The 23198-nt window shown below is 58.1% G+C and carries 22 protein-coding genes; 11 read left to right on the plus strand and 11 right to left on the minus strand.

Annotated elements, in window-relative coordinates; translation table 11 throughout:
* Nucleotides 1-29: 29 nt before the first annotated feature.
* The 10 genes from recF to ABFT80_RS19535 form a co-directional block, all read right to left on the minus strand.
* A complete protein-coding gene (recF, locus tag ABFT80_RS19490) occupies nucleotides 30-1211 on the minus strand; it encodes a DNA replication/repair protein RecF (RefSeq protein ID WP_347973595.1) in 1182 nt (393 codons plus the stop codon).
* 13 nt (nucleotides 1212-1224) lie between these two features.
* A complete protein-coding gene (gene dnaN / locus ABFT80_RS19495) occupies nucleotides 1225-2343 on the minus strand; it encodes a DNA polymerase III subunit beta (RefSeq protein WP_347973596.1) in 1119 nt (372 codons plus the stop codon).
* 218 nt (nucleotides 2344-2561) lie between these two features.
* Nucleotides 2562-4088, minus strand: a complete 1527-nt coding sequence (dnaA, locus tag ABFT80_RS19500; protein WP_455189968.1) for a chromosomal replication initiator protein DnaA — start codon at nucleotides 4086-4088, stop codon at nucleotides 2562-2564.
* An 845-nt stretch (nucleotides 4089-4933) separates the two neighbouring features.
* The gene (rpsT, locus tag ABFT80_RS19505; protein WP_347973598.1) at nucleotides 4934-5200 is read right to left on the minus strand and encodes a 30S ribosomal protein S20; all 267 of its coding nucleotides are present in this window, start codon (nucleotides 5198-5200) and stop codon (nucleotides 4934-4936) included.
* 299 nt (nucleotides 5201-5499) lie between these two features.
* Nucleotides 5500-6273, minus strand: a complete 774-nt coding sequence (locus tag ABFT80_RS19510) for an enoyl-CoA hydratase (RefSeq protein ID WP_347973599.1) — start codon at nucleotides 6271-6273, stop codon at nucleotides 5500-5502.
* Nucleotides 6274-6308: 35 nt separating this feature from the next.
* Nucleotides 6309-7196, minus strand: a complete 888-nt coding sequence (gene mutM, locus ABFT80_RS19515; protein WP_347973600.1) for a bifunctional DNA-formamidopyrimidine glycosylase/DNA-(apurinic or apyrimidinic site) lyase — start codon at nucleotides 7194-7196, stop codon at nucleotides 6309-6311.
* Nucleotides 7189-8424 carry a phosphopentomutase gene (locus ABFT80_RS19520; RefSeq protein ID WP_347973601.1) on the minus strand — a complete coding sequence of 412 codons (1236 nt, stop codon included), beginning with the start codon at nucleotides 8422-8424 and terminating at the stop codon, nucleotides 7189-7191. The genes mutM and ABFT80_RS19520 overlap by 8 nt, the downstream gene beginning before the upstream one ends.
* Nucleotides 8425-8509: 85 nt before the next feature.
* Nucleotides 8510-9061, minus strand: a complete 552-nt coding sequence (locus tag ABFT80_RS19525) for a TadE/TadG family type IV pilus assembly protein (protein WP_347973602.1) — start codon at nucleotides 9059-9061, stop codon at nucleotides 8510-8512.
* 93 nt (nucleotides 9062-9154) lie between these two features.
* Nucleotides 9155-9637 (minus strand): TadE/TadG family type IV pilus assembly protein, encoded by a 483-nt coding sequence (locus ABFT80_RS19530; RefSeq protein WP_455189969.1) that lies wholly within the window; start codon nucleotides 9635-9637, stop codon nucleotides 9155-9157.
* Nucleotides 9638-9856: 219 nt separating this feature from the next.
* The gene (locus ABFT80_RS19535) at nucleotides 9857-10288 is read right to left on the minus strand and encodes a pilus assembly protein N-terminal domain-containing protein (RefSeq protein ID WP_455189970.1); all 432 of its coding nucleotides are present in this window, start codon (nucleotides 10286-10288) and stop codon (nucleotides 9857-9859) included.
* 165 nt (nucleotides 10289-10453) lie between these two features.
* Between ABFT80_RS19535 and ABFT80_RS19540 the strand changes: the two genes are divergently transcribed.
* From ABFT80_RS19540 to ABFT80_RS19575, 8 genes are all read left to right on the plus strand, one after another.
* Nucleotides 10454-10975, plus strand: a complete 522-nt coding sequence (locus tag ABFT80_RS19540; protein WP_347973604.1) for an A24 family peptidase — start codon at nucleotides 10454-10456, stop codon at nucleotides 10973-10975.
* Between the two features lie 157 nt (nucleotides 10976-11132).
* The gene (gene cpaB, locus ABFT80_RS19545) at nucleotides 11133-11948 is read left to right on the plus strand and encodes a Flp pilus assembly protein CpaB (protein ID WP_347973605.1); all 816 of its coding nucleotides are present in this window, start codon (nucleotides 11133-11135) and stop codon (nucleotides 11946-11948) included.
* Nucleotides 11949-11965: 17 nt separating this feature from the next.
* A complete protein-coding gene (locus tag ABFT80_RS19550; RefSeq protein WP_455189971.1) occupies nucleotides 11966-13516 on the plus strand; it encodes a type II and III secretion system protein family protein in 1551 nt (516 codons plus the stop codon).
* Between the two features lie 17 nt (nucleotides 13517-13533).
* Complete coding sequence (locus ABFT80_RS19555; RefSeq protein WP_347973607.1) at nucleotides 13534-14232, plus strand: CpaD family pilus assembly protein; 699 nt, start codon at nucleotides 13534-13536, stop codon at nucleotides 14230-14232.
* 28 nt (nucleotides 14233-14260) lie between these two features.
* Nucleotides 14261-15538: an AAA family ATPase gene (locus ABFT80_RS19560; protein WP_347973608.1), complete on the plus strand. Its 1278-nt coding sequence runs from the start codon at nucleotides 14261-14263 to the stop codon at nucleotides 15536-15538.
* Nucleotides 15539-15567: 29 nt separating this feature from the next.
* A complete protein-coding gene (locus ABFT80_RS19565; protein WP_347973609.1) occupies nucleotides 15568-17055 on the plus strand; it encodes a CpaF family protein in 1488 nt (495 codons plus the stop codon).
* A gap of 21 nt (nucleotides 17056-17076) precedes the next feature.
* Nucleotides 17077-18090: a type II secretion system F family protein gene (locus ABFT80_RS19570; RefSeq protein WP_347973610.1), complete on the plus strand. Its 1014-nt coding sequence runs from the start codon at nucleotides 17077-17079 to the stop codon at nucleotides 18088-18090.
* A 7-nt stretch (nucleotides 18091-18097) separates the two neighbouring features.
* Nucleotides 18098-19087, plus strand: coding sequence for a type II secretion system F family protein (locus ABFT80_RS19575; RefSeq protein WP_347973611.1), 990 nt, complete (start codon nucleotides 18098-18100; stop codon nucleotides 19085-19087).
* 230 nt (nucleotides 19088-19317) lie between these two features.
* Here the strand turns inward: ABFT80_RS19575 and ABFT80_RS19580 are convergent, their stop codons facing one another.
* Nucleotides 19318-20136 (minus strand): tetratricopeptide repeat protein, encoded by an 819-nt coding sequence (locus ABFT80_RS19580; protein ID WP_347973612.1) that lies wholly within the window; start codon nucleotides 20134-20136, stop codon nucleotides 19318-19320.
* A gap of 130 nt (nucleotides 20137-20266) precedes the next feature.
* On the opposite strand from ABFT80_RS19580, the gene ABFT80_RS19585 reads away from it, so the two are divergent.
* The 3 genes from ABFT80_RS19585 to ABFT80_RS19595 are packed head-to-tail and all read left to right on the plus strand — an operon-like array spanning nucleotide 20267 to nucleotide 22874.
* Nucleotides 20267-21628: a leucyl aminopeptidase family protein gene (locus tag ABFT80_RS19585; protein ID WP_347973613.1), complete on the plus strand. Its 1362-nt coding sequence runs from the start codon at nucleotides 20267-20269 to the stop codon at nucleotides 21626-21628.
* A gap of 47 nt (nucleotides 21629-21675) precedes the next feature.
* Entirely contained in the window at nucleotides 21676-22026 is a 351-nt protein-coding gene (locus ABFT80_RS19590) for a MarR family winged helix-turn-helix transcriptional regulator (RefSeq protein WP_347973614.1), read from the plus strand.
* Nucleotides 22023-22874: a C40 family peptidase gene (locus ABFT80_RS19595; RefSeq protein WP_347973615.1), complete on the plus strand. Its 852-nt coding sequence runs from the start codon at nucleotides 22023-22025 to the stop codon at nucleotides 22872-22874. The genes ABFT80_RS19590 and ABFT80_RS19595 overlap by 4 nt, the downstream gene beginning before the upstream one ends.
* The last annotated feature ends 324 nt before the right edge of the window (nucleotides 22875-23198 follow it).

Here is a 23198-nt window from a genome sequence, read left to right on the forward strand (position 1 = left end):
TCGCACCTTAGCGCGGCACTTTTGCTTTGTCAGGAAGGCTCTGTTGGCCGGACTGTGCCGTGATCGACAGTGAGAAATTGCGCGCGGCCTGCAATACTGGAGAAAAGCGCTGCTTCCGTGCCGGTCATGAATGCCTGGCAGCCCAGTTCATCGAGAATGTTGAACAAGGCTGCGCGACGGCCCGCATCCAGATGAGCGGCGATTTCGTCGAGCAGTAAGATCGGTACCAGACCGGACATCTCGCCGCAAAGCCGTGCATGCGAAAGCACCATACCGACCAGCAGCGCTTTTTGCTCGCCCGTCGAGCAGAGTTCGGCGGGCATGGATTTTGGGCGGTGATGCACGATGAGGTCGGAGCGATGTGGGCCTTCGAGCGTGCGGCCCGCAGCACGGTCGCGGTCGCGCCCGTCAGACAGCGCTTTGAGAAATTCTTCCTCGATATCGACCGCCGCCGCCTGTCCGATACGGTTTTCGAGCGTGCCGGAAAGGCTGATCTCGGCCTGCGGAAAGGGGCCGGTATCGGGCAATCTTTCGATCATTTTTGCCAGAAGCCGAACCATTTCAGCACGCGCAGCAGCAATCGCGACGCCGGTTTCGGCCATTTGCGTCTCGATTGCCTCAAACCAGACACGGTCGCGCACATTATCGGCAAGAAGCCGGTTCCGGCCACGCATTGCCTTTTCATAATTTAGCGCACGCTGGCCATGCTGGGGGTCAATGGCGAGAACCAGCCGATCCAGAAAACGGCGCCTGTCCGATGCCGAACCTGTAAAAAGCGTATCCATCGCGGGCGTCAGCCACACGATGCGCAGCCATTCGAGCAGATCATCGGCGGATTTTGCTGTTGCACCATTGATGCGCACACGGCGCCCTGCCTCGGGATTGGCGGCATCGGAACTGAAAGTCCCGGTTCCAAGCTCACAGGTTCCGAGCGCGCCTTCCACGGTTGCGTGCACCGCAAAACCGCCGGTGCTGGCACCGCGGGAGACGTCCGAATAGGGCGCTCGCCGAAACCCGCGACCGGGCGTCAGGAAAGATATGGCTTCAAGGAGGTTGGTTTTGCCTGCGCCATTGTCGCCGGTGAACACGACTGCGCCTGGCTGAATATCCAGCGAAAGGGATTCGTAATTCCGAAAATCAGTAAGCTGAAGCTTACTGATGTAAGTGGGAGCGGGGTTATTACCGGACCCGCTCGTTTCGTTGTCGGTCACGTCCTGAAATGGACTAAACGCGCATTGGCATGAGCACGTAAAGCGCGTGTTCGTCTGCCGTATCGTGAATGAGCGTTGGGGAACCTGCATCGGCAAGCATGAACTTGGCTTCTTTGCCGGAAAGCTGTGCGGCGACATCGAGAAGATACTTCGCGTTGAAGCCGATCTCGATCGGGTCGGACTGGTAATCCGCCGCGAGTTCTTCGGTGGCGCTGCCGGAATCGGGATTGTTGACGGTAAGCGTAACCTGGCCTTCAGCGATCGTCAGCTTTACCGCGCGTCCGCGCTCGGAAGAAATCGTCGAAACGCGATCCACAGCCCTGGCGAATGTTTCGCGGTCGATGATCAACTGCTTGTCATTGCCGGTCGGGATGACGCGCTGATAATCCGGGAACGTCCCGTCGATCAGCTTCGAGGTCAGAATGACATTGCCGATCGTCAGACGGATTTTCGTGTCCGACAGCTCGGTCGTGACTGCGACATCCGGGTCATCGACAAGCTTCTGCAGCTCGCTGACCGTCTTGCGCGGAATGATGATGCCGGGCATGCCTTCCGAGCCTGCTGGCGCGTCCATCTCGGCGCGCGCGAGGCGGTGCCCGTCGGTCGCGACCGAACGCAGCTTCAGCTTGCCGGCAACTTCATGTGTGTGAAGGAAAATACCGTTCAGATAATAGCGTGTCTCTTCGGTGGAGATCGCGAACTGCGTCTTTTCGATCAGGCCCTTCAGGGCTGCCGATTCCAGACGGAAAATATGTGAGAAAGAGCCAGCGGTAAGTTCCGGGAAATCGGACTGCGGCAGGCACTGCAGACGGAAGCTCGAACGCCCTGAGACGACTGACATGGCATTGCCATCTTCGTCGGTCTTCAACATCACTTCCGAGCCATCGGGCAATTTGCGCACGATGTCGTAGAGAAGATGCGCGGGAACAGTCGTTGCGCCGCCCTGTTCGACCTTCGCCGGTGTTGCCTCGGTGATTTCGAGATCGAGGTCGGTCGCCTTCAGCTCCAGGCTGTTGCCTTCGGCATTCAGAAGAACGTTCGAAAGGATCGGAATGGTGTTGCGCCGTTCGACCACGCGGTGAACGTGGTTGAGGGACTTCAGAAGGTTTGACCGTTCCAGAATAACACGCATGACGAAACAGGCTCACTTACATGAAAGCGGGCTTTCGCGATCAACTACCGCGAACGCCCATCAAGGTAGGAATCGAAGCAAACTGACAGGAAAACGACGCCAAACGCAAGCCCGCGAGCGCGCTTGCGTGCCGTAACTGTGGGTTTCTGGGGATAAACGGGCGCGCAGGGCTGTTTGCCCCGCGTACCCGGTTTTCCCGTCAGATCGCCGTGCGTTCTTCAAGCCTGATCGTTGATCAGGCGGCGCAGCAATTCCAGCTCCTGTGCCAGCGAATTGTCGCCGCCGGACAGGTCTTCGATCTTGCGAACCGCATGCAGGACTGTCGTGTGATCGCGACCGCCGAAGCGCCGTCCGATTTCCGGCAGCGAGCGCGGCGTCATGACCTTGGAGAGATACATGGCCACCTGACGCGGCTTGACGATGGTTCGCGTGCGCCGGTTCGAAAGGAGTTCCGTCTTCGACACATTGTAGTGGCGGGCGACGATGCGCTGAATGTCTTCGATGCGCACCCGCTTTGGCTCGCCGGAGCGGTAGATATGGCCGAGAATCTCGTCGATGCGATCAACTGTGATCTGCGGCTCGAAGGATTTGCGGAACAGAAGCTGGTTGAACGCGCCTTCCAGCTCGCGGCCGCTGCCCGTTATGGTCTGTGCGATGTGGCTGAGAACTTCCTCGGAGAAGTCGAGGGTGGAATCTTCAACCTGCGCAGTGGCGAGCCGCAGCTTGAGCATGCCGAGCCGCATGCCGTAATCCGGCGTCGACATTTCCAGCGCCACGCCGCCATTGAGACGCGAACGAACGCGCGGCTCGAGCGATTCCAGTTCGGATGGCGGACGGTCTGCTGCAACGACGACCTGCTTTGCGCTGTCCAGCAGCATGTTGATCAGGTGGCAGAACTCATGCTGGATCGACTTGCCCTGCAGGAACTGCATGTCGTCGATGATCAGGAGGTCGATGTCGCGCAATTGCTCTTTCAGCGTCAGGGCATTGTTGTCGCGAATGGCGGTGGCGAAACGCCACATGAAATACTCGGCCGTCAGATAGACGACGCGGGATTTCGGGTTGTTCTTGAGCGATTCCGCAGCAATTGCCTGGAGGAGGTGGGTTTTGCCCAGGCCGACCGTTGCATGAAGGAAAAGCGGGTTGAAGCGGGAATTCGATTCCGCCACAGCGCGCGATGCGGCCAGCGCCACACGGTTCGATGGGCCTTCAAGGAAGGAATCGAATGTGTAGCGCGCATCCAGCGGCGAGCCGAGAACGCTCTGCTTGAAGTCGCTGTCGGCGGTATCGTTGCGCGACGAGCGTTCCGGGCGTGCCGTATTCATGATGCCGGCTCCCAGAGCCGCTACAGCGGGCTTCACCGGCTTGCGGGCAGAAAGCTGCTCGACTTCGATCGGAGGGCGCATGTTGCGCGTCGCTGTCCGAACGATGATGTCCACCTTGAGGATCTCGGCGTCTTCCTGCTTCCACAACTCGGCAATGAGGTCGAGATAGTGGCCGTTGATCCAGGAACGCAGGAAGGCCGTGGGAACGGAAATGCGGACCACGCCCCGCGAAGCTTCGGTAAGCTTCATACGGCCGAACCAGCTTGAGTAGACTTCGCTACCAAGTCTGGCCTTGAGCTGTGCCTTCACGCGTTCGAATGCGGACTCAGCTCCGGCAGTTACTATCATGCCATCCCTCTCGATCGAATTTTCTGAAAAAAGAACACCATTTCTGGCGTTTCCATCGATGCCGCTTTGCATTCTCGCAATATTCCTCGTTCAAACTCAAAAATAGATGCCGCGAAGCTTTTTAGACGCCGCAGGCCCCGCATCATTCAAAACGACAATCAGGCAGTCCCAATCCCGATGTCCCCGTGCCGATTATCAATGTCCCGGATCGGGACATGTTTTCCTTTCTCCGTCCAACGCACAAAAAAGGGCAAAAGAAACCTGTCTTCGGTGCCGCCACCGAAGTACACTTTTGCTCGCGATGTTGCTTACCCCACTTCCAACTTACGCATCGAGAAGACAAACCAAGCCCGTTCACGGACAGGGTCCGCGTTTAGAAATCCATCAATTTTCAGGCTGGGTTAAAGGCCGAAGGCCCGTCCCTCTCAACAACTGGACTTTACAAAATTGGCTGTGGACAGGGCAAGTGCACGTCTAACTCATTTTTAACGAATCTGGTTACTGAACTTCCCGTTTTGACACCGTCTTTTGGGCTTGAAATCCACTAAACCGTTTTGATTCAAAACCTTTTCCCTGTGCGCCTAAAAGAGTCCAGCATCAGGATTCTTTTTTTAAATAATTCCCTTGACAGCTAATTGCCCGGGCCAGTCCCCAGCCGCTATGAACAAGCTGTGGATGACCATCTGTAAGTGCATGATATTAATGAATAATTTCTGCCAAGGCGAATCCTGAGTATTAGTCTCTAAAAGACGGGTCTATATCAGGAAATGCGCATGTGCCGGCAAAGCAAAACCGCTGCTATTTTTTTCAGCAGCGGTTGCTGGTCGGGCTTGCGCTCAACTCATTGTCAGGCAAACGAAAAACCCGACGCGCAGCGCCGGGCAATTCGTTATAAAATCAGATAGGAAGTCAGTCGATCAGGCAGAGATCGCCTTGAGGCGCTGTGCGAGTCGCGAAACCTTGCGCGACGCAGTGTTCTTGTGAACAACGCCCTTGCTTGCAGCGCGCATCAGTTCAGGCTGAGCCGCCTTGAACGCAGCTTCCGCTGCAGTCTTGTCGCCGGCGACCAGCGCCTCTTCAAGCTGACGGACAAATGTACGAACGCGCGAGCGACGGTTTTTGTTGATCGCAGCGCGACGGGCGATCTTGCGCGTAGCCTTCTTGGCTGAAGAAGTATTGGCCATGGTGCCTCTGTCTCTAGGTGATACGCTACCAGTTATACCTGGCGCGCAAAAAACAAATGGGCAGCCGCAAGGCCACCTCAGTTGTCGGGGCTTATAATTCAGCTTTCCCGGTCAGTCAACGCACTTTCAGCAGCTTCACCGGCTTGTCACACCTTTAGAGACTGTTTGATAATTTGCCCTGCCGAGTCATATGGCGTGGTTTTCGAGAACCGGAGCGGAGCGTACATAAAGTACGTGAGCACCGGAAGCGCAGAAAACTGCGTCAGATGGCCGGCAGGGTAGAGTTTCCAAGCGGTCTCTTAGCGGTTCTTGAAGCTGGCGGTGCGTTTCTCCGCAAACGCTGCCATGCCTTCCTTCTGGTCGTCGAGCGCGAAAAGCGAGTGGAAGACGCGCCGTTCGAAGCGCAGTCCTTCCGAAAGCGTCGTCTCATAGGAGCGGTTGACCACCTCCTTGGTCATCATGACGGCGGGAAGCGAGAAATCCGCGATCTTTGCAGCCGCTTTCAGCGCTTCCTCGATGACATCGCCTGTCGCGACCACGCGTGAAACAAGGCCGGAACGCTCTGCTTCCGCAGCATCCATCATGCGGCCGGTCAGGCACATATCCATTGCCTTGGACTTGCCCACGAAGCGCGTCAGGCGCTGGGAGCCGCCCATGCCGGGTATGACGCCGAGTGTGATTTCGGGCTGGCCGAACTTGGCGTTTTCACCGGCAATGATGAAGTCGCACATCATGGCGAGTTCGCATCCGCCGCCCAGCGCATAGCCGGAGACTGCCGCGATGATCGGCTTGCGCACCCGCGTCAGGCCTTCCCATCCGGCGAAGAAATCTTCCATGTAGACGTCGATATAGCTCTTATCCTGCATCTCCTTGATATCGGCGCCAGCAGCGAAGGCCTTTTCGGATCCGGTGATCACCATGCAGCCGATTCGGGGGCTGGCGTCGAACTCCTGAAGTGCGGCGACCAGTTCCTTGAGCACGGTCGAGTTGAGAGCGTTCAATGCGCTCGGGCGATTGAGCGTGATGAAACCGACCTTGCCGCGTGTTTCAGCGATGATTGTTTCGTAAGCCATCGATCGAAATTCCTCCGGTATGGATTGCGGTCCGCCTAACGCTGGCAGACCGAACAGTAGAAGGTGGAGCGCCCGCTCTGAACGATACGCTTGATGTGCCCGTCGCAGCCCGGTTTCGAACAGGGCTTGCCTTCGCGATCGTAGACCGAAAAGGAATGCTGGAAATAGCCCAGCGATCCATCCGTATGCACATAATCTCGAAGAGACGAGCCGCCCGCCGCGATTGCATCGGCAATGACGGACCGGATCGCTTCTGCAAGCTTCACCGTGCGTGCGCTGGTCTTTCCCGGCTCGGCAGCGATCGTGCCGGCCATTCGTCGTGGCGAGAGCCCCGCGCGCCAGAGCGCCTCGGACACATATATATTGCCCAGCCCCGCAATCATGCGCTGGTCGAGTAGGGCGGCCTTCAATGGCGCTTTGCGGTTACGGAACAGATCGTCCAGCAGCGCTCCGTCCAGCGAATTGCCCGTCGGTTCGACCCCCAATCCTTGAAGCATGGGGTGCTCGCGGTCCCTTTCGGCGAAAAGCATGAAGCCGAACCGCCTAGGATCGTTGAAAATGACGCGAAATTCCTGATTCCCGGTTGAAAGCACGGTAAAAACAACGTGGTCGTGCGCGGCCGCCTTGGAGCGTGGATGGTAAAGCGCATCCTGACCGATGGGGTCGCCGTCCGATTCTATCCGAAACGCTCCCGACATTCCCAGATGACAGATGAGCAGCGGCCCATCCTCTATATCGGCCAGCAGATATTTTGCGCGGCGCGACAAGGAGATGATGCGGTGCCCGGTCAGCCTTCCGGCAAAATTCTCCGGAAACGGATAGCGCAGGTTCGGCCTGCGCGTTTCGACCTTAATGATTTGCGCGTCTTCCAGTACGGGCAGAAGGCCACGGCGAACGGTTTCGACTTCGGGCAGTTCAGGCATTGGCTGCAATCGACGAGAGGAATGATGTGCCGTATCGGCCTTTGGCTATGCCCAGATGCTCGGCGATAGTTTCGCCCATATCGGCAAAGCCTGGACGCAGACCGATGCCGCCGCCAGCCTTCCCGGCAATCAGGCCGATGATCGGCACGCGCTCGCGCGTGTGGTCCGTGCCGCGCCATGTCGGGTCGCATCCGTGATCGGCGGTGAGCAGAAGCAGATCGCCGTCACGCAGGCGCGCTATGATCTCCGGCAGCCTTTCGTCGAAGGATTCGAGCGAGTGCGCATAACCGGGAACGTCGCGCCGATGGCCGAAGAGCATGTCGAAATCGACGAAATTTGCGAAGACCAGATCGCCGTCTCCTGCATCGTCCATGGCTTTCAGCGTGGCATCGAACAGGGCCATGTTGCCCGCCGCCTTGCGAACCTCGGTCACGCCGCGATGCGCGAAAATATCGCCGATCTTGCCGACGCCGATTACCTGTCTGCCTTCAGCCGTTAGCCGGTCCAGCAATGTCGGCTCCGGCGGCGGCACCGCGTAGTCGCGACGGTTTGACGTTCGCTCGAAATCCTCGGGCGTTTCACCGATGAAGGGCCGCGCGATAACGCGCCCGATATTCATAGGATCGACCAGTTTGCGGACAATGCCGCACAGTTCGTAAAGCGCTTCCAGCCCGAAATGCTGCTCATGTGCTGCGATCTGCAGAACGGAATCCGCGGACGTATAGAGTATGGGTTGTCCAGAACGGACATGCTCTTCGCCAAAGCGCTCGATAATGTCCGTGCCTGACGCATGGCAATTGCCGAGAATGCCCGGAAGCTTTGCTCCCTTTATGATTTTGTCGGTCAATTCTTCAGGAAAAGCCGGGATTTCCTGGCGGAAATAGCCCCATTCGAACGGAACAGGCAGGGAAGCGATTTCCCAATGCCCCGAAGGCGTGTCCTTGCCCCTCGAGACTTCCTGCGCCGCGCCGTAAAAACTGGAAGGCAGGAGGGACGCGGTTCCGTAGCCTTCACCCGCAGCAATGTTTGCGGATCGGTCCAGACCCAGCGAGATCATGTTGGGAAGCTGAAGCGGGCCGTTGCGCAGGCCCTCGCGATCCGCGCTGCCTTTGGCTGCCGCCTGTCCTATATGGCCATAGGTGTTTGCACCTTCATCGCCGAACCGATCGGCGTCTGCGGCGTGGCCTATGCCGAAAGAATCTAGCACCAGTAGAAATGCGCGCGCCATGAAGGGTCCAATGTTACCGGTCGGACCTCACAGATAATGGCCAAGCAGGCGCTTGGCAATTTGCTGGCTATGAAATGCTGACAGCCTAGGAAGATTTGCAGGTCGCGCAGGTCATCAGGCTGGTGCGTCTCGGACGCAGATGGAACGTCTCTTTCATTGAAATATTGTCGAAGGCGGCAGCCAGACCCAACGATGCGTTGTTCTCCGCAGCCCATGCGATGATCGGTTTGTATTCGAGAAATGCTTCCACCCGGATGAGAAAGGCACCCTGGCTGACAAGCGCCGCCGGAACCGTCGTTGTCTCATTGGCAGGGACGTCGCCCGTATATGCGCCGTTTTCGAGTTTGCCCCACCACAGCACATTCACACGCGGAGACGCATCGTTCGTCATCTGGATGGCGGTGACGACGATCTTCGGCTCGCCGCGATTATAGGGCTGAACGATGGACTGGCCGATCTTCATGATCGCGATCAGTTCGTCCTTGGACATGTCGGTTTGCTGCGCGACCAGATCGGCCACCATGCTGCCGACACGGCCGACCTTCTTGTTGGTCTCGATGCCTTGTCCGACTTCGACGGTAACGAAGTACATGCAAAGCAGAAGCGGCACGATCAGCGCGAATTCGACTGCCGCCACGCCTTTTCGATCGGTTGCGAACCGCCGAAGCCTCGTCTGAAGTCTTGATAGTGCCCCCGCACAATAAGACATTGTTGCTCCCTGATATGACATTTATTGCGACAGATTGGATGTGTCGTCGAATGGCTCGTTTTGCCAGGTCGTCGTCGTGAAGATCAGCGTCTTGCCATCGTCGAGATTGGCCATGGATTTCCTGAGCATGTCGGTCATGACCGGCCATTTGTAGAAAATCCGCAGCATGTTTTTCGTGCCGGCGAGGCCGGGATCGAAGCCGAACTCGCTCTCATCGAGCACTTTGCCGGTGATCTTCACACGGACTTTGGCTGCTTCCGCGAAAGTGTCGTACTGCCGCAAATCTATGGATAGGCCGGGGCAGTCTTTTGCAACGATGATCTCCAGACGTTTGCAGATCATCGATCTCATCTGGCCTTCACTGGTGTCGGCCGCTTTGATTTCGCCGGTACGCAACTGGCGGGCGATGTCGTCCGTGATGTTTGACAGAACCTGCTGCCCCGCAAACGAGATGCAGCTTTCAAACACGGCGAAGATGAGCAACGAGAAGGGAAGCGCGAGCATTCCGAACTCAATAGCGGTTGCTCCGGCGTCATTCCGGCGAAACCTGCTGAAAAGGCCGAACCTTTTATCTGTGCTTCTGCGTTCAGCCTTGGGCTCAGCGCTCATACGGCTACCTGTCGATCCTGATGCAATTCTCAGGAGACGGTAGCCGATACAAATTGAATTATCGTGTGAGCGATCCAGACAATTGCCGGACGTATATTTACCGCGTGGTAAGAATTACTGGTTGCCCATCTCGCTGTCGGACACGCGCTCCGCTTCGTTCTTGTAGGAGCTTTCGCAGAATGGCGTGCAGGACAGGGTCTGGATCGCGGCGCGTCTATATATACGCACGGACGAAGCATCCTGTCTGTTGACGATTATCTGTTCGTCGATGATCGGCGCGCCATCGCGGTCGAGAACGACGAGATTGGTGATGCCAAATCCCTTGCCGGTCAAAACGATAGTCGTGGCATCCTGAACCGCGGCGTCCGCGATCAAGGGATTTCCCACCACGATCGTATCGGCCGGGCGGGTCAGTTTTATGATCTTTGCCTGGTTCATCACCACATCGATGCCGGACCCCGCCTGTGCCGGGCTCATGATGATGAAGGCGCCCAACAGCGCGGCAGTCGCACCGGCAACGCGCAGGAAGGAATTCAGCTTGACCATTGCGCCGCTCCAGACGAGTTAATTGTTGCCTGAAAAATGAACGATATTGGTGAACCAACGGTTAAGCATAAGCGCGCAAGTCAAAAATCGACGCAGCGGACTCACCAATCCTTAATTGCAGCGCTTTATATTTGGCATCGAAGAATTTCTTATCGGTGCGATGCAATGATTGAAGCGCTAATATTCGTCGTATTTCCGTTCTGCATGGTTTTTGCAGCCGTTTCCGACATGCTGTCCATGACTATCGCCAATCGCGTCTCGCTGGTTCTGGTCGCTACTTTCGCAGTCGTAGCACCGCTGACGGGAATGGAATGGTCGGTCTACGGCCTGCATCTTGCTGCGGGCATGCTGGTTCTGAGCGTCACATTTGGCCTGTTCGCACTTGGCGCGATGGGCGGCGGCGATGCCAAGCTGCTGGCCGCAACATCGGTCTTTTTCGGCCTCGATATGAGCCTGATGAATTACCTTCTGATCTCAACGCTGATAGGCGGTGCGATAACGCTGGGCATCGTGATTTACAGGAAGTCCGCGATGGCCGTGTTTACCGGCCATAATATGTTCCTGCGCAACTTCGCGGACGAGAAGGCGGGCATCCCTTATGGCATAGCGCTTGGGATCGGTGGCCTGATCGCCTACCCGGAATCGCCGCTCATGGTCTGGGCGCTTGAGCGGCTTGCGCTCAACTAAAGTCAAGTTTTCGGCTGGGCTTTTACTGCGCTTTCGCAGTTATTTCTCGTAAACTTAAAATTAAGCATGCTCGTAAGGATTGAATTAACCATAATTTGACGATTTCGCCCGCATGGTCCGACTGGGTTTGGTTAATACCATTGGGCGAGGTTGGATTATGGCGGCATCCCGTATGATCGTCTTGGGCGTTGCGGTCGCTGCTGCGAGCGGCGCGGGTTATGTTGCCAAGAACATATCGGCAAATCCCCCGCAGCAGATGGCGATCGAGCCGGGACCGCAGGCACCGGCGATGAATCTCACCGAGGTTCTGGTGCTTTCCGGCGATGTTCCGATGGGCGCGCCGCTTGACGGCAAGATCGGTTGGGAATCCTGGCCGGCAGATGGCGTGAATGCCGGGTTCATCACGAAATCCGCAGATCCCGACGCGGCTGATCAGCTCAAGAATTCGCTCGCACGTGTCGCCATGTATTCGGGTGAGCCGCTTCGCCGTTCGAAACTGGTCGGCGAGGGGATGAGCTTCATGTCCTCGATCCTGCCATCGGGCAAGCGCGCAATCGCCACGCAAATTTCTGCGGACACGTCTGCAGGCGGCTTCATTCTTCCCAACGATTTTGTCGATGTCATCATGACGCGCCGCACCGACGCTTCGGCAGGCGGCAGCGGCTACACCACGGAAACCATCCTCAAGAACATCAAGGTTCTGGCGATCGACCAGGCTATCCAGGAAGACGAGGAAGGCCGCAAGGTAAAGGTCGGCGAAACGGCCACCCTCGAACTTTCCTCGCAGCAGGCCGAAATCATCACCGTCGCGCAGCAGATGGCGGACCGGCTGACGCTGGCGCTGCGTTCCGTCGCGGATGCGCAGGAAATAGCAACGGACGAGGCCGACTATCTCGTCTCCGGCAATGGCCGTCGCGGCACCGTTCGGCTGATCAAATCCGGCGAAATGACCGAAGTAGGGGCAAGAAAATGAGGCAGAAGCAGCCAATCATGAATATTTGCGCCGCCCGGCTTCGCCCGATGTTCTCAAAGGCGAGCACACTTGCGCTGGCATCGGCCATTGCGCTCTCCGGCGGACCTTTTGACGGTGTTCGCGATGCGAATGCGGCAGGCCAGACGCAGGTTCACACCTCCGGCACGAAAAGCCAGCGTGTGAAGCTCGGCCTCAACAAATCCATCGTCATCGATCTGCCAAGCGATGCTTATGACATTCTGGTAGCAAACCCGGCGGTTGCCGACGCGGTAACGCGCACTGCGCGCCGCATCTATCTGTTTGGCAAATCTGTCGGCGAGACGAATATTTTCGTCTTCGGGTCCAATGGCGAGCAGATCGCAAGCCTCGACCTCGCCGTCGAGCGCGATGTCGCGGGCCTTGAAGGTTACATCAAGCGCTTCATTCCGACCTCGGATGTTACGGTCGAACTCTTGAACGACAACGTGGTGCTGACCGGCACCGTCGATACGCCGCTCGACGCAAAGCGCGCAGCCGACCTCGCGCAGATTTTCGTTACCGGCGGTGAAGCGACGACAGGCCAATATTCGCAGACGGCATCGGGCGGTTCCTCGGACGGCGGCGTGCAGATCGACAACCCCGACAATCAGCGCCGCACGAGCCGCATCGTCAACATGCTGCAGATCGTCGGCGAAGATCAGGTAACGCTGAAGGTGACGGTGGCCGAAGTCAGCCGCAGCGTCATGAAGCAGCTCGGCGTGAATATGATCGCTGGGGGCAGCGGCAGCGGGATTTCATGGGGTGCGATCAGCGACAATGTGGCTGGTCTCGGAAAGCAGTTAACAAATTCCGGTGCCGCAATATCGACCTCATCGCTGGACGCATATCTGAATGCGATGGAGCAAACGGGAGTCATGAAAACTCTCGCGGAACCGACATTGACGGCGGTTTCGGGGGAGAAGGCGACGTTCAAGGTTGGCGGAGAGTTCAATCTGATCACCGAGTTCTCGGCGAACCGCTCTGACGACAATCGCGACGCAGATCCTACCTATAAGGTCGAGAAAATCGAGTACGGCATAGGTCTGGAATTCCAGCCGGTCGTACTTTCTCCGGGCCGGATAAGTCTCAAGGTAAGAACTTCCGTGTCGGAACCGACGACCGAAGGGTCAGCCAGCTTTTCTACCGGCGTCAAAACACCTGCAATGAACGCGATCTCCATCCGCAAACGCTTGGCCGACACCACGGTCGAGCTTCCATCCGGCGGATCGATGATGATTGCGGGACTTGTGCGCGACGATATTCGACAGGCGGTCAACGGGATGCCAGGGCTGACCAAAATCCCGGTTCTCGGCACGCTGTTCCGCAGCCGCGACTTCGTGCGCAACGAGACCGAACTGGTCATCATCGTGACGCCTTATCTGGCCAAACCCGTTGCACGCAACCAGCTCGCCAAGCCCGATGACAATTTCAACGCGGCCAGCGACGGCGCGGGCATATTCCTTGGTCGCGTCAACCGCGTCTACGGCACCATGCAGACCAACAAGCCGAATGGCCGTTACCACGGCGTTGTCGGTTACATCTACAAATGAGCGGGGCGATGGGGATCATGTCCGTGACACATTCGAGATTTGCTTTCGCCAGAACGGCACCAATAGTCGCCGTGCTTACCGCCGCACTCCTTTCCGGCTGCGCGAACCGCGACAGCATTCAGGTGGGGTCGATACCGGATGACTATCGCACCAACCATCCGATCGTGATTGCCGAGAAGGATCAGGTTCTGGATCTGCCGGTCGCCGCAAGCGACAGAGGTATGACGCGCATGCAGCGCACTGCCTTGCAGGGTTTTTTCTCAGAATATGACAGAAGCGCCGCACCGGTTGTCAGCATCATGTCGCCATCCGGTGCGGCAAACGATGTGGCCGCTTCCCATGCAGCGCGCGACTTCGCAGCACTTGCCGCGAAAAGCGGTGTCCCGCGCGAACGTGTTGTTATGACGCAGTATCAGGCGCCGGCCGATGCAACTGCCGCGCCGATCCGCGTCGTCTACACGGCAATGAAAGCTCAGACCGGCCCTTGCGGCCGCTGGCCTTCCGACATTGCCGATACGACCGACAACAAGCACTACGCCAATTTCGGCTGCTCCTATCAGAACAACATGGCTGCACAGATCGCCAATCCGGCGGATTTGCTCGGACCGCGCAAGACGAGCGAAATCGACGCCACGAACCGCTCCGAAGTGATCGATGTCTATCGCGAGCGGGGGATTTCGGACGAGTTCCTCGGCAATTCCGAAGTCAACTATTGATGCTGCCGCGAATTGAGGGCGGGCTAAAATGAGCAATTTTGCATATCAGCCGACAGAGACGGATGACAGCGCGCAGCAGGATGCCGCTGCGATGAACGCTCTGCGTCCCGTCCCGCGGATTTCCATACAGGCGTTTTGCGAGACGGAAGGCATTGCCGGGCCGATCGAGCGTGCGGCGGAAGATCGCCGTATGGCCAAGGCGCATCTGAAAGTGCACCGGGGCGGGATTGCTACGGCAATCGACTTCTATCAGAGCGCACCGACGCCAAATCTTATCATCGTGGAATCGCGCAGCGAACCGCGGCAATTGCTGGAGTCGCTGAAGCAGCTCGCTGAATATTGCGACCCGACTTCCAAGGTCGTCATTGTCGGCCATTACAACGACATCGGCCTTTATCGCGAACTCATCCGCTCCGGCATATCCGAATACATCGTCGCGCCGATTGCGATGGTCGATATCATCAGCGTCATCTCGTCGATCTTCATCGATCCTGACGCGGAGCCGATCGGGCGTTCGATTGCTTTCATAGGAGCAAAGGGCGGCGTTGGTTCGTCGACCATGGCGCACAACCTCGCCTGGAGCATGTCCACGCTGTTCAGTTCGGAGGTGATTGTTGCCGATCTCGATCTCGCTTTCGGCACCGCCAATATCAATTTCGATCAGGACCCTGCGCAGGGTATCGCCGAGGCGGTATTTTCGCCGGAGCGCATCGATGAAGTCTATCTCGACCGGCTTCTGGCGCAATGCGCCGAACGGCTCTCGCTGCTCGCAGCGCCTTCGACGCTCGACCGCGTCTATGATTTTGCCGCCGACGCTTTCACGCAAATCATCGACACCGCCCAGCGCAGCGCACCGGTGATCGTACTGGATGTGCCGCATATCTGGTCGGGCTGGAGCAAGAACACGCTGCTCAAGGCCGACGAAGTCGTCATTACGGCGACGCCGGAACTGGCCAATCTTCGCAACACGAAAAACCTCGTGGACATGTTGAAAAAGCTGCGCCCGAACGACACTCCGCCAAAGCTCATCATCAATCAGGTCGGCATTCCCAAACGGCCCGAAATTTCGGCGGATGATTTTGCCGAGCCGATTGGCCTGACGCCAATGGCCGTCATCCCGTTCGACGCGCAGCTTTTCGGAAATGCGGCGAATAATGGCCGGATGCTCGGTGAAATGGACGCAAAGCATCCCACGGTTCAGATCGTCAGCGAGATCGCCCATGTCCTCACCGGGCGAAGCGAAATCAAGCTGAAGAAGAAGCCATCGCTCAACGCGATTCTTGAGCGGCTGAAAAAGAAGAAATGATCCTGCGTCAGCGGAATTGGTGAAACGGCATGTTCGGTAAAAGAGGCAACGATCAGGATAGCCGGGCGCCCGTTTTTCGCCCGCCAGCGGCGGCGACTGCTGTTGCAACGCCGCCAGCACCGCATGCGGCTGATGAACGGCTGGTAGAACCTGCCGCATCTCAACCTGCACGCAGGGCAGTCGAAGCTCCGCCGCTCGCCCCGGAGCCGCGTCGTGGCGGCGCGCGCGAGCGCTCGGAAGCCTATTACGACACCAAAAGCCAGGTCTTTTCCGCCCTTATTGACACGATCGATCTGACGCAGCTTGCAAAGCTCGATGCAGACAGCGCGCGCGAAGAAATTCGCGACATCGTCAACGACATTATCGCGATCAAGAATTTCGCGATGACGATCGCCGAGCAGGAAGAACTGCTCGAGGACATCTGCAACGACGTTCTGGGCTACGGACCGCTCGAACCTCTGCTGGCGCGCGACGACATCGCCGACATCATGGTCAATGGCGCAAAGCAGGTGTTCATTGAAGTGAACGGCAAGGTCGAACAGACCGGCATTCGTTTTCGCGACAACCAGCAGCTTTTGAACATCTGCCAGCGCATCGTCAGCCAGGTCGGCCGCCGCGTCGATGAATCATCGCCCATATGCGATGCGCGCTTGCCTGATGGTTCGCGTGTGAACGTCATTGCGCCGCCGCTTTCCATCGACGGTGCCACCCTGACGATCCGTAAATTCAGGAAGGACAAGCTGACGCTCGACCAGCTCGTCCGCTTCGGCGCGATCTCGCCGGAGGGTGCGGAAATCCTCAAAATCATCGGGCGCGTTCGCTGCAACATCGTCATTTCCGGCGGCACCGGTTCCGGCAAGACGACGCTTTTGAACTGCCTGACCAACTATATCGACCGCGACGAACGCATCATCACCTGCGAAGACTCTGCCGAATTGCAGCTTCAGCAGCCGCATGTTGTGCGCCTAGAAACCCGCCCGCCCAATCTGGAAGGCGAGGGCGAAGTGACGATGCGCGATCTGGTCAAGAACTGCCTGCGCATGCGCCCCGAGCGGATCATCGTCGGCGAAGTGCGCGGACCCGAAGTGTTCGATCTGCTTCAGGCGATGAACACCGGCCATGATGGCTCGATGGGCACGATCCACTCCAACAGCCCGCGCGAATGTTTGAACCGTATCGAATCCATGATCGCCATGGGCGGTTTTTCGCTTCCGCAGAAAACCGTGCGCGAAACCATCGTCGGCTCGGTGGACATCATCATTCAGGCCGCGCGTCTGCGCGACGGCTCGCGCCGCATCACGCATGTTACCGAAGTGATCGGCATGGAAGGCGATGTCATCATCACGCAGGACCTTCTTCTCTACGACATCAAGGGAGAGGACGCTTCGGGCAAGCTGATCGGCAAGCATGTTTCGACAGGCATAGGGCGCCCGCATTTCTGGGATCGGGCGCGCTATTACAATGAAGAACAGCGCCTGGCGACTGTTCTGGAAGCCATGGAAAAGCAGGTCGATTGATGACCGGAGGCATGCACGCCCATGTTCGGAATTGATACCACGCTGATCCTTTTCATTCTGCTTGCCGGTGGCAGCGCGGGTGCCATCGCCTATGCACTTTTGTTCAACAGGCTGGCCAGCGAAAAGAAGGTCGAAAAGCGCTTCCAGACGATAAAAAGCGCTGAAACTGACGGATCAGTCGTGAAAGCATCGCGCGACCGGCTGGCCGAGGCGACCAGGCGGCGCAAGTCAGTTCAGGACACGCTGAAGGACATAGACGACAAGCACAAGGCGAATGACAAGCACGTCCGCAAGCCGCCGCTGAAGATCCAGCTTAGGCAAGCCGGTATCCAGATCACCATGCAGCGCTTCTACCTCTATTCGGTGATCGGCGGGGTGGCGCTGACCTTGATCGCATTTATCCTTGGAGCGCCGACGCTCATTCTTCCAGGCGTCCTGATCGTTGGTGGTCTCGGCGTGCCGCGCTGGGTCGTGTCCTTCATCCGGGCGCGCCGCGTGAAAGCGTTCCTCAAGGAATTTCCGAACGCGCTGGACGTCATCGTGCGTGCGGTCAAATCCGGCCTGCCTTTGAATGACGGCATTCGGCTGATCGCAAACGAATCCGCCGAGCCGGTCCGCACCGAATTCCGCCGCATCGTGGATGCGCAACAGGCAGGCATTTCCATTCCCGATGCCGCAATGCGCATGAGCGAGACGATGCCTTGCCCGGAAGCCGGCTTCTTCGGCATCGTCATTCAAATTCAGCAGCAGGCCGGCGGCAATCTTTCCGAGGCGCTGGGCAATCTTTCGCGCGTGCTTCGCGACCGCAAGAAGATGAAGGCCAAGGTACAGGCGCTTTCCATGGAAGCGAAGGCATCCGCCGCCATTATCGGCGCATTGCCGTTCATCGTCGCCATCATGGTCTACCTGTCGAGCCCCAACTACATCACCCCGCTTTTCGTGACGAGTACGGGGCATCTGATACTGGGCATATCGCTTGTCTGGATGTCTATCGGCATCCTCGTCATGCGCAACATGATCAATTTCGAGGTCTAGGCGCGACATGACCGATCAGGTTTTCAAATCCCTCACCGACCCATCCTTTCTGATCGCGTTGCTGGTCGCGATTGCGGTGTTCGCGGCGGTTTTCACGGCGCTGCCTGCTTTCGGCGGAAACCCTTTGAAAGCCCGCATGAAATCCGTCGCGCTGGAGCGTGATGAACTGCGTGCGCAGCAGCGCGCAAGGCTTGCTGCCGAAACCGAGCGGCGTCGCCGCGGCCTTCGCGAACAAGAATCCATCGGCATGCGCAACATCGTCGAAAAGCTCGATCTTCGGCGCGCTCTGGCGGACGACGCGACGCTGCTGAAGCTGAAAGTCGCGGGTTTTCGCGGCCAGAACCCGCTGACCAAGTTTCTGTTCTTCCGCCTTGTTTTGCCCTTCGTTGGTCTGGCACTGGCGCTTTTCTATATTCTCGTATTGGGCGGTCTGGCTGAAAAGCCGATTTTCATGAAGATTTTCGCCTGCATTCTTGCCGCTTACGCGGGCTTTTATGCACCGATCATCTATGTCAGCAACCGTGCGACAAAGCGTAAGAAGTCCATTCAGGCCGCCTGGCCGGACGCGCTCGATCTGATGCTGATCTGCGTGGAATCCGGCATGTCGACCGAAGCTGCGATCCGCAAGGTCGCCGACGAAATCGGTCGCCAGTCCGTGGAACTCGCAGGCGAGCTGATTTTGACCAACGCCGAGCTTTCCTACCTTCAGGAACGCCGTCAGGCCTATGAGAACCTCGCATCCCGTACCGGTCTGGATTCGGTGAAGTCCGTCTGCCAGGCGCTCATTCAGGCTGAGCGTTACGGCACGCCGATCGCGCAGGCGCTGCGCGTTCTGGCCAATGAAAGCCGCGAGATGCGGCTGAACGAGGCGGAAAAGAAAGCCGCAGCACTGCCGCCAAAACTCACCGTGCCGATGATCCTGTTTTTTCTGCCGGTTTTGTTTGCGGTTATTCTTGGACCGGCGGGGATTACCATCAGCGAACGCGGGGTGTTCTAAAGCGTTCCTGTTTTGATGGAATCGCGAGGCACCCCCCTCTGCCCTGCCGGGCATCTCCCCCTCAAGGGGGGAGATTGGCTGACACAACTTTCTACTTTCATTCTGCAGCATCGGTAATTGGTGCCAGCGTTCATGACGGGATAATCTCCCCCCTTGAGGGGGAGATGCCCGGCAGGGCAGAGGGGGGTGCTGCCCCGCACGCGCTTCTGTTTGAAAATGAAAAAACCAGCTCAATTAGCCGCTTTTTTGTCTTCGTCCTTGATCTGGCTCCAGCTATTTTGCTGCGCCAGCATGTTGCGAAGATAGGCCACATTGGCCTGCGCCTGATCGGGTGAGAGCTCTTGCCGCGCGATCTGCTCGGCTTCAGGGAAGCGCCCCTGCAGACCGACCACCAACGCCAGATTCTGGCGGACGCGGCTGTCAGCGCCCGGTGCCTGTGCGGCGGAGCGCATATAGGTTTCGGCGGATTTCAGATCGCCTTCGAGCAGATAGGACATGCCGAGATTGGAGATGACGGAAGGCTCGTTCGGCTTCAGATCCATCGCCTTGCGGTAAAGCTGGCGCGCCTCACCGGTCTGGCCGATCTGGTCGAGGATCGCGCCTTCTGCCGAAACCAGCTTCCAGTCCGGATATTCAGGGGTCTGCGCACGGCGGATTGCATCGAGCGCCGGTTCGAACTGGCCGACGCTGGCCAGCGATTTTCCGTATGCGGCAAGCACTTCACGATCCTGGGGGTGGATGATCGCGGTCTTGCGCATCACGGCCAGTGCCTGATCCGACTTCCCGTCCATCTGGAGCACGCTTGCGTAACGCAACGCCGTGGATTTGTTCTTGGGGTCCGAAGCGTAGGACCTGCCGAGTGATGCGGATGCGCCGTTGAGCTCTGACGATGACATCTGGTCGACCGCCTTGCTCGACCCGCGCGAGATCGAGCCGGTGATTTCACGGCTGACGGACGAGCACCCGGCAACCCCTGCCGCAAGCGCCAGCAGGAAAACGCCAGACAATAGCCGTTTTCCCGTTGTTTTCATCAGGCTGTTGGTCAACATTTGCGCCCGTCTCCATCGCCAAAACGGCTATACCCCGTCTTGAAGAAATATTCTGTTAACCCTAACGGATCGTTAAAATCCGTTGCTGCCCGAACTGCCTTTACGCTTAAAACAAAAGGAATTGCCTGAAATGCCCGTGGAATTTGCGAAAACGAAAAGTGCGGCGTCGCGGCCGATTTATCTGATTGCAAAAGGCGATCTCGAAGGGGCCGGTTTGCCCGATGCTGCGCGCGGTTGGGCAGATGCAAACGGGTTTTCAGGCGATGCAGGGGCAACGCTGATCGTGCCGGGCGAGGATGGCTCGATCTCATCGGCCTTGTTCGGCATTGGCGACGGGTCCGCTTTGATCACCGGACATCTCGGAAAATCGCTACCGGCAGGCGACTGGCATTTTGAGAATTCGCCGTCGAATCCTGAGCTTTCCTCCCTCGCAATTGCGATGGGCGCTTATGTTTTCACGCGTTACGGCAAAAAACCGGGCAAGGATTTGCGATTTTCGGTGCCGGAAGGCGTGAATATCGAACGTGCCGCGCAAATCGTTGAAGGCGTTTTTCTGGCCCGCGATCTGGTCAACACACCAACAAACGACATGGGGCCGGATGCGCTGGAAGCCGCGGTTCGCGCATTGGCCAAGCGTCACAAGGCCGAAATCAGCGTGATCAAGGGAGACGCGCTGCTAAGCGAGAACTTCCCCATGATCCACGCCGTCGGCCGCGCCTCGGTCGAAGCGCCACGCCTGATCGATCTGCGCTGGGGCGATGCTTCTGCGCCGAAGGTAACGCTGGTCGGCAAGGGCGTCTGCTTCGACACGGGCGGGCTGGACATCAAACCGGCGAGCGGAATGCTCCTGATGAAAAAGGACATGGGCGGCGCTGCCAATGTGCTCGGCCTTGCGTCCATCATCATGGCGTCCGGGTTGAAAGTTCGTCTGCGCGTGCTGATCCCGGCGGTCGAAAACTCCATCTCCGGCAATGCGTTCCGCCCCGGCGACGTCTTGCAGAGCCGCAAAGGCCTGACCGTCGAGATCGGCAACACGGATGCCGAGGGCAGGCTTGTTCTGGCGGATGCTCTGGCGTTGGCCGACGAAGAAGAGCCGGCGCTGCTCATCGATATGGCGACGCTTACCGGGGCCGCCCGCGTAGCCCTTGGGCCGGATTTGCCGCCCTTCTACACCGATGATGATGCTCTCGCATCCGAGATCGCGAACGCATCGGCTGACGTGGACGACCCGCTGTGGCGCATGCCGCTCTGGAAGCCCTATTCGGCAAAGCTTTCGTCCAGAATTGCCGATCTCAACAATGTCACGACGGATGGTTTTGCGGGATCGATCACGGCAGCGCTTTTCCTGCGCCGGTTTGTCGAGAAGACGCAAAGCTGGGCGCATTTCGATATTTTTGCATGGAATCCGGCAGATCGTCCGCACGGACCGGCTGGCGGCGAAGCGCAGGGCATACGCGCTTTGGAAAGGCTGATCGCCTCGCGCTATTCGTAAAGGCTCATTGAAACGGAACCGAAACGATTTTGCTGTAGACAGGGCGCATGGCAATCGTGATGCGTCCCAGTCAGGCATTGCGGCTCTGGCAGCAGGTGGTGCTTTCGGAGGTGCATGAGCATGCGCACGATTTGACGACGCGTCAGCTTGCGATCCTGCTGACCATCTATCTCGACCCGCCGCCGCACACGGTTCGCGGTCTGGCTGCCCGACTTAATGTGACCAAGCCCGTAATCACCCGCGCGCTCGATACGATGGGTGCCTTGAACCTCGTGTCGCGGCATCGCGATACGCTCGACAAACGCAACGTCATTATCCGCCGCACGGTGGAAGGCGCGCTTTATGTCGAGAAATTTGGTGATACCATCATCGCCAAGGGAATGGAGTTGCCGATTTGAACACAAGCGATGCGCGATTGCATGCCTATAGGCCAGACCTCGCCGATGCGCGCCTGAAAGGTGAAATCGCATCGCCACAATTCGTCGAGGGACGCAAGGCTTGCATTGCCGTGCCTCTGGCTGATCTGCGCGCCGCACCGCGCCCGGATTCCGGCGTGAACTCGCAGCTTCTTTTCGGCGAAGAAGTGCTGGTTTTCGAAGATGCCGATGGCTGGGCGTGGGTGCAGTCGCAGACGGATGGCTATGTCGGTTATGTCTCCGACAACACGATCTCGACGCATAATGCGGATGCGACCCACGTCGTCACCGCGCCGCGAACCTTTGTCTATCCCGGCCCCGATCTGAAAAAGCCGCGAACTGCCGAGCTTTCGATGGGCTCGCTGGTCAGCGTCTCCGACTTCGTTGAGGCGCGGGGCACGCTCTATGCGGTTCTGACTTCGGGCGAGGCGGTGATTGCGAAGCATCTGGCTCCTGTCGGTGATGCTAAGGACGATTACGTTTCGGTTGCCGAAACTCTGCTTTACACGCCCTATCTCTGGGGCGGCGCGTCAGCTTTCGGTATTGATTGTTCAGGGCTGGTCCAGCTTTCCATGCGGATGGCTGGTCGCCATGTCCTGCGCGATTCCGATATGCAGGCGGCAAGCATTGGCGAAGTGCTTGATCCGGGCGCGGGGCTGAAGCGTGGCGATCTCGTGTTTTGGAAAGGTCATGTCTCGATCATGACCGACGCCAAGACGATGATCCATGCCAATGGCCACACAATGGACGTTTCGCGTGAGGGTTTGGCTGAGGCCATCGAGCGTATCGGTTATCTCTATGGGCAGCCGACAGGTTACAGGCGGCCTTAGCGGTTCTTGTTGTGATGGCGTCAAGAGGCACCCCCCTCTGCCCTGCCGGGCATCTCCCCCTCAAGGGTGGAGATTATCTTGTCATTAACGCGCGGCACCAATCGCTGACGTTGCAAAAATGAGGGCGGATAGTGGTGTCAGCCAATATCCCCCCTTGAGGGGGAGATGCCCGGCAGGGCAGAGGGGGGTGGTGCCCCGCCTGCATTTCTATTTAAGAATGAATGACCTTAATAACCCGCATCGCGATCCACCACATTCTGTGGCGCTTCTCCACGATCAATAGCGTCCATCTGCGCAAGCATCATGCGTGCAAGCTGGTCGGGG

Origin of the sequence: Foliimonas ilicis (assembly GCF_039939195.1) — a bacterium.
Lineage (GTDB): Bacteria > Pseudomonadota > Alphaproteobacteria > Rhizobiales > Rhizobiaceae > Foliimonas > Foliimonas ilicis.

Coding starts and splice junctions, on each gene's coding strand:
- dnaN (WP_347973596.1), bottom strand. CDS start 2,343: ATGCGTGTTATTCTGGAACGGTCAAACCTTCTGAAGTCCCTCAACCAC.
- dnaA (WP_455189968.1), bottom strand. CDS start 4,088: ATGCAAAGCGGCATCGATGGAAACGCCAGAAATGGTGTTCTTTTTTCA.
- rpsT (WP_347973598.1), bottom strand. CDS start 5,200: ATGGCCAATACTTCTTCAGCCAAGAAGGCTACGCGCAAGATCGCCCGT.
- ABFT80_RS19510 (WP_347973599.1), bottom strand. CDS start 6,273: ATGGCTTACGAAACAATCATCGCTGAAACACGCGGCAAGGTCGGTTTC.
- mutM (WP_347973600.1), bottom strand. CDS start 7,196: ATGCCTGAACTGCCCGAAGTCGAAACCGTTCGCCGTGGCCTTCTGCCC.
- ABFT80_RS19520 (WP_347973601.1), bottom strand. CDS start 8,424: ATGGCGCGCGCATTTCTACTGGTGCTAGATTCTTTCGGCATAGGCCAC.
- ABFT80_RS19530 (WP_455189969.1), bottom strand. CDS start 9,637: ATGCTCGCGCTTCCCTTCTCGTTGCTCATCTTCGCCGTGTTTGAAAGC.
- ABFT80_RS19535 (WP_455189970.1), bottom strand. CDS start 10,288: ATGGTCAAGCTGAATTCCTTCCTGCGCGTTGCCGGTGCGACTGCCGCG.
- ABFT80_RS19540 (WP_347973604.1), top strand. CDS start 10,454: ATGATTGAAGCGCTAATATTCGTCGTATTTCCGTTCTGCATGGTTTTT.
- cpaB (WP_347973605.1), top strand. CDS start 11,133: ATGGCGGCATCCCGTATGATCGTCTTGGGCGTTGCGGTCGCTGCTGCG.
- ABFT80_RS19550 (WP_455189971.1), top strand. CDS start 11,966: ATGAATATTTGCGCCGCCCGGCTTCGCCCGATGTTCTCAAAGGCGAGC.
- ABFT80_RS19555 (WP_347973607.1), top strand. CDS start 13,534: ATGTCCGTGACACATTCGAGATTTGCTTTCGCCAGAACGGCACCAATA.
- ABFT80_RS19560 (WP_347973608.1), top strand. CDS start 14,261: ATGAGCAATTTTGCATATCAGCCGACAGAGACGGATGACAGCGCGCAG.
- ABFT80_RS19565 (WP_347973609.1), top strand. CDS start 15,568: ATGTTCGGTAAAAGAGGCAACGATCAGGATAGCCGGGCGCCCGTTTTT.
- ABFT80_RS19570 (WP_347973610.1), top strand. CDS start 17,077: ATGTTCGGAATTGATACCACGCTGATCCTTTTCATTCTGCTTGCCGGT.
- ABFT80_RS19575 (WP_347973611.1), top strand. CDS start 18,098: ATGACCGATCAGGTTTTCAAATCCCTCACCGACCCATCCTTTCTGATC.
- ABFT80_RS19580 (WP_347973612.1), bottom strand. CDS start 20,136: ATGTTGACCAACAGCCTGATGAAAACAACGGGAAAACGGCTATTGTCT.
- ABFT80_RS19585 (WP_347973613.1), top strand. CDS start 20,267: ATGCCCGTGGAATTTGCGAAAACGAAAAGTGCGGCGTCGCGGCCGATT.
- ABFT80_RS19590 (WP_347973614.1), top strand. CDS start 21,676: ATGGCAATCGTGATGCGTCCCAGTCAGGCATTGCGGCTCTGGCAGCAG.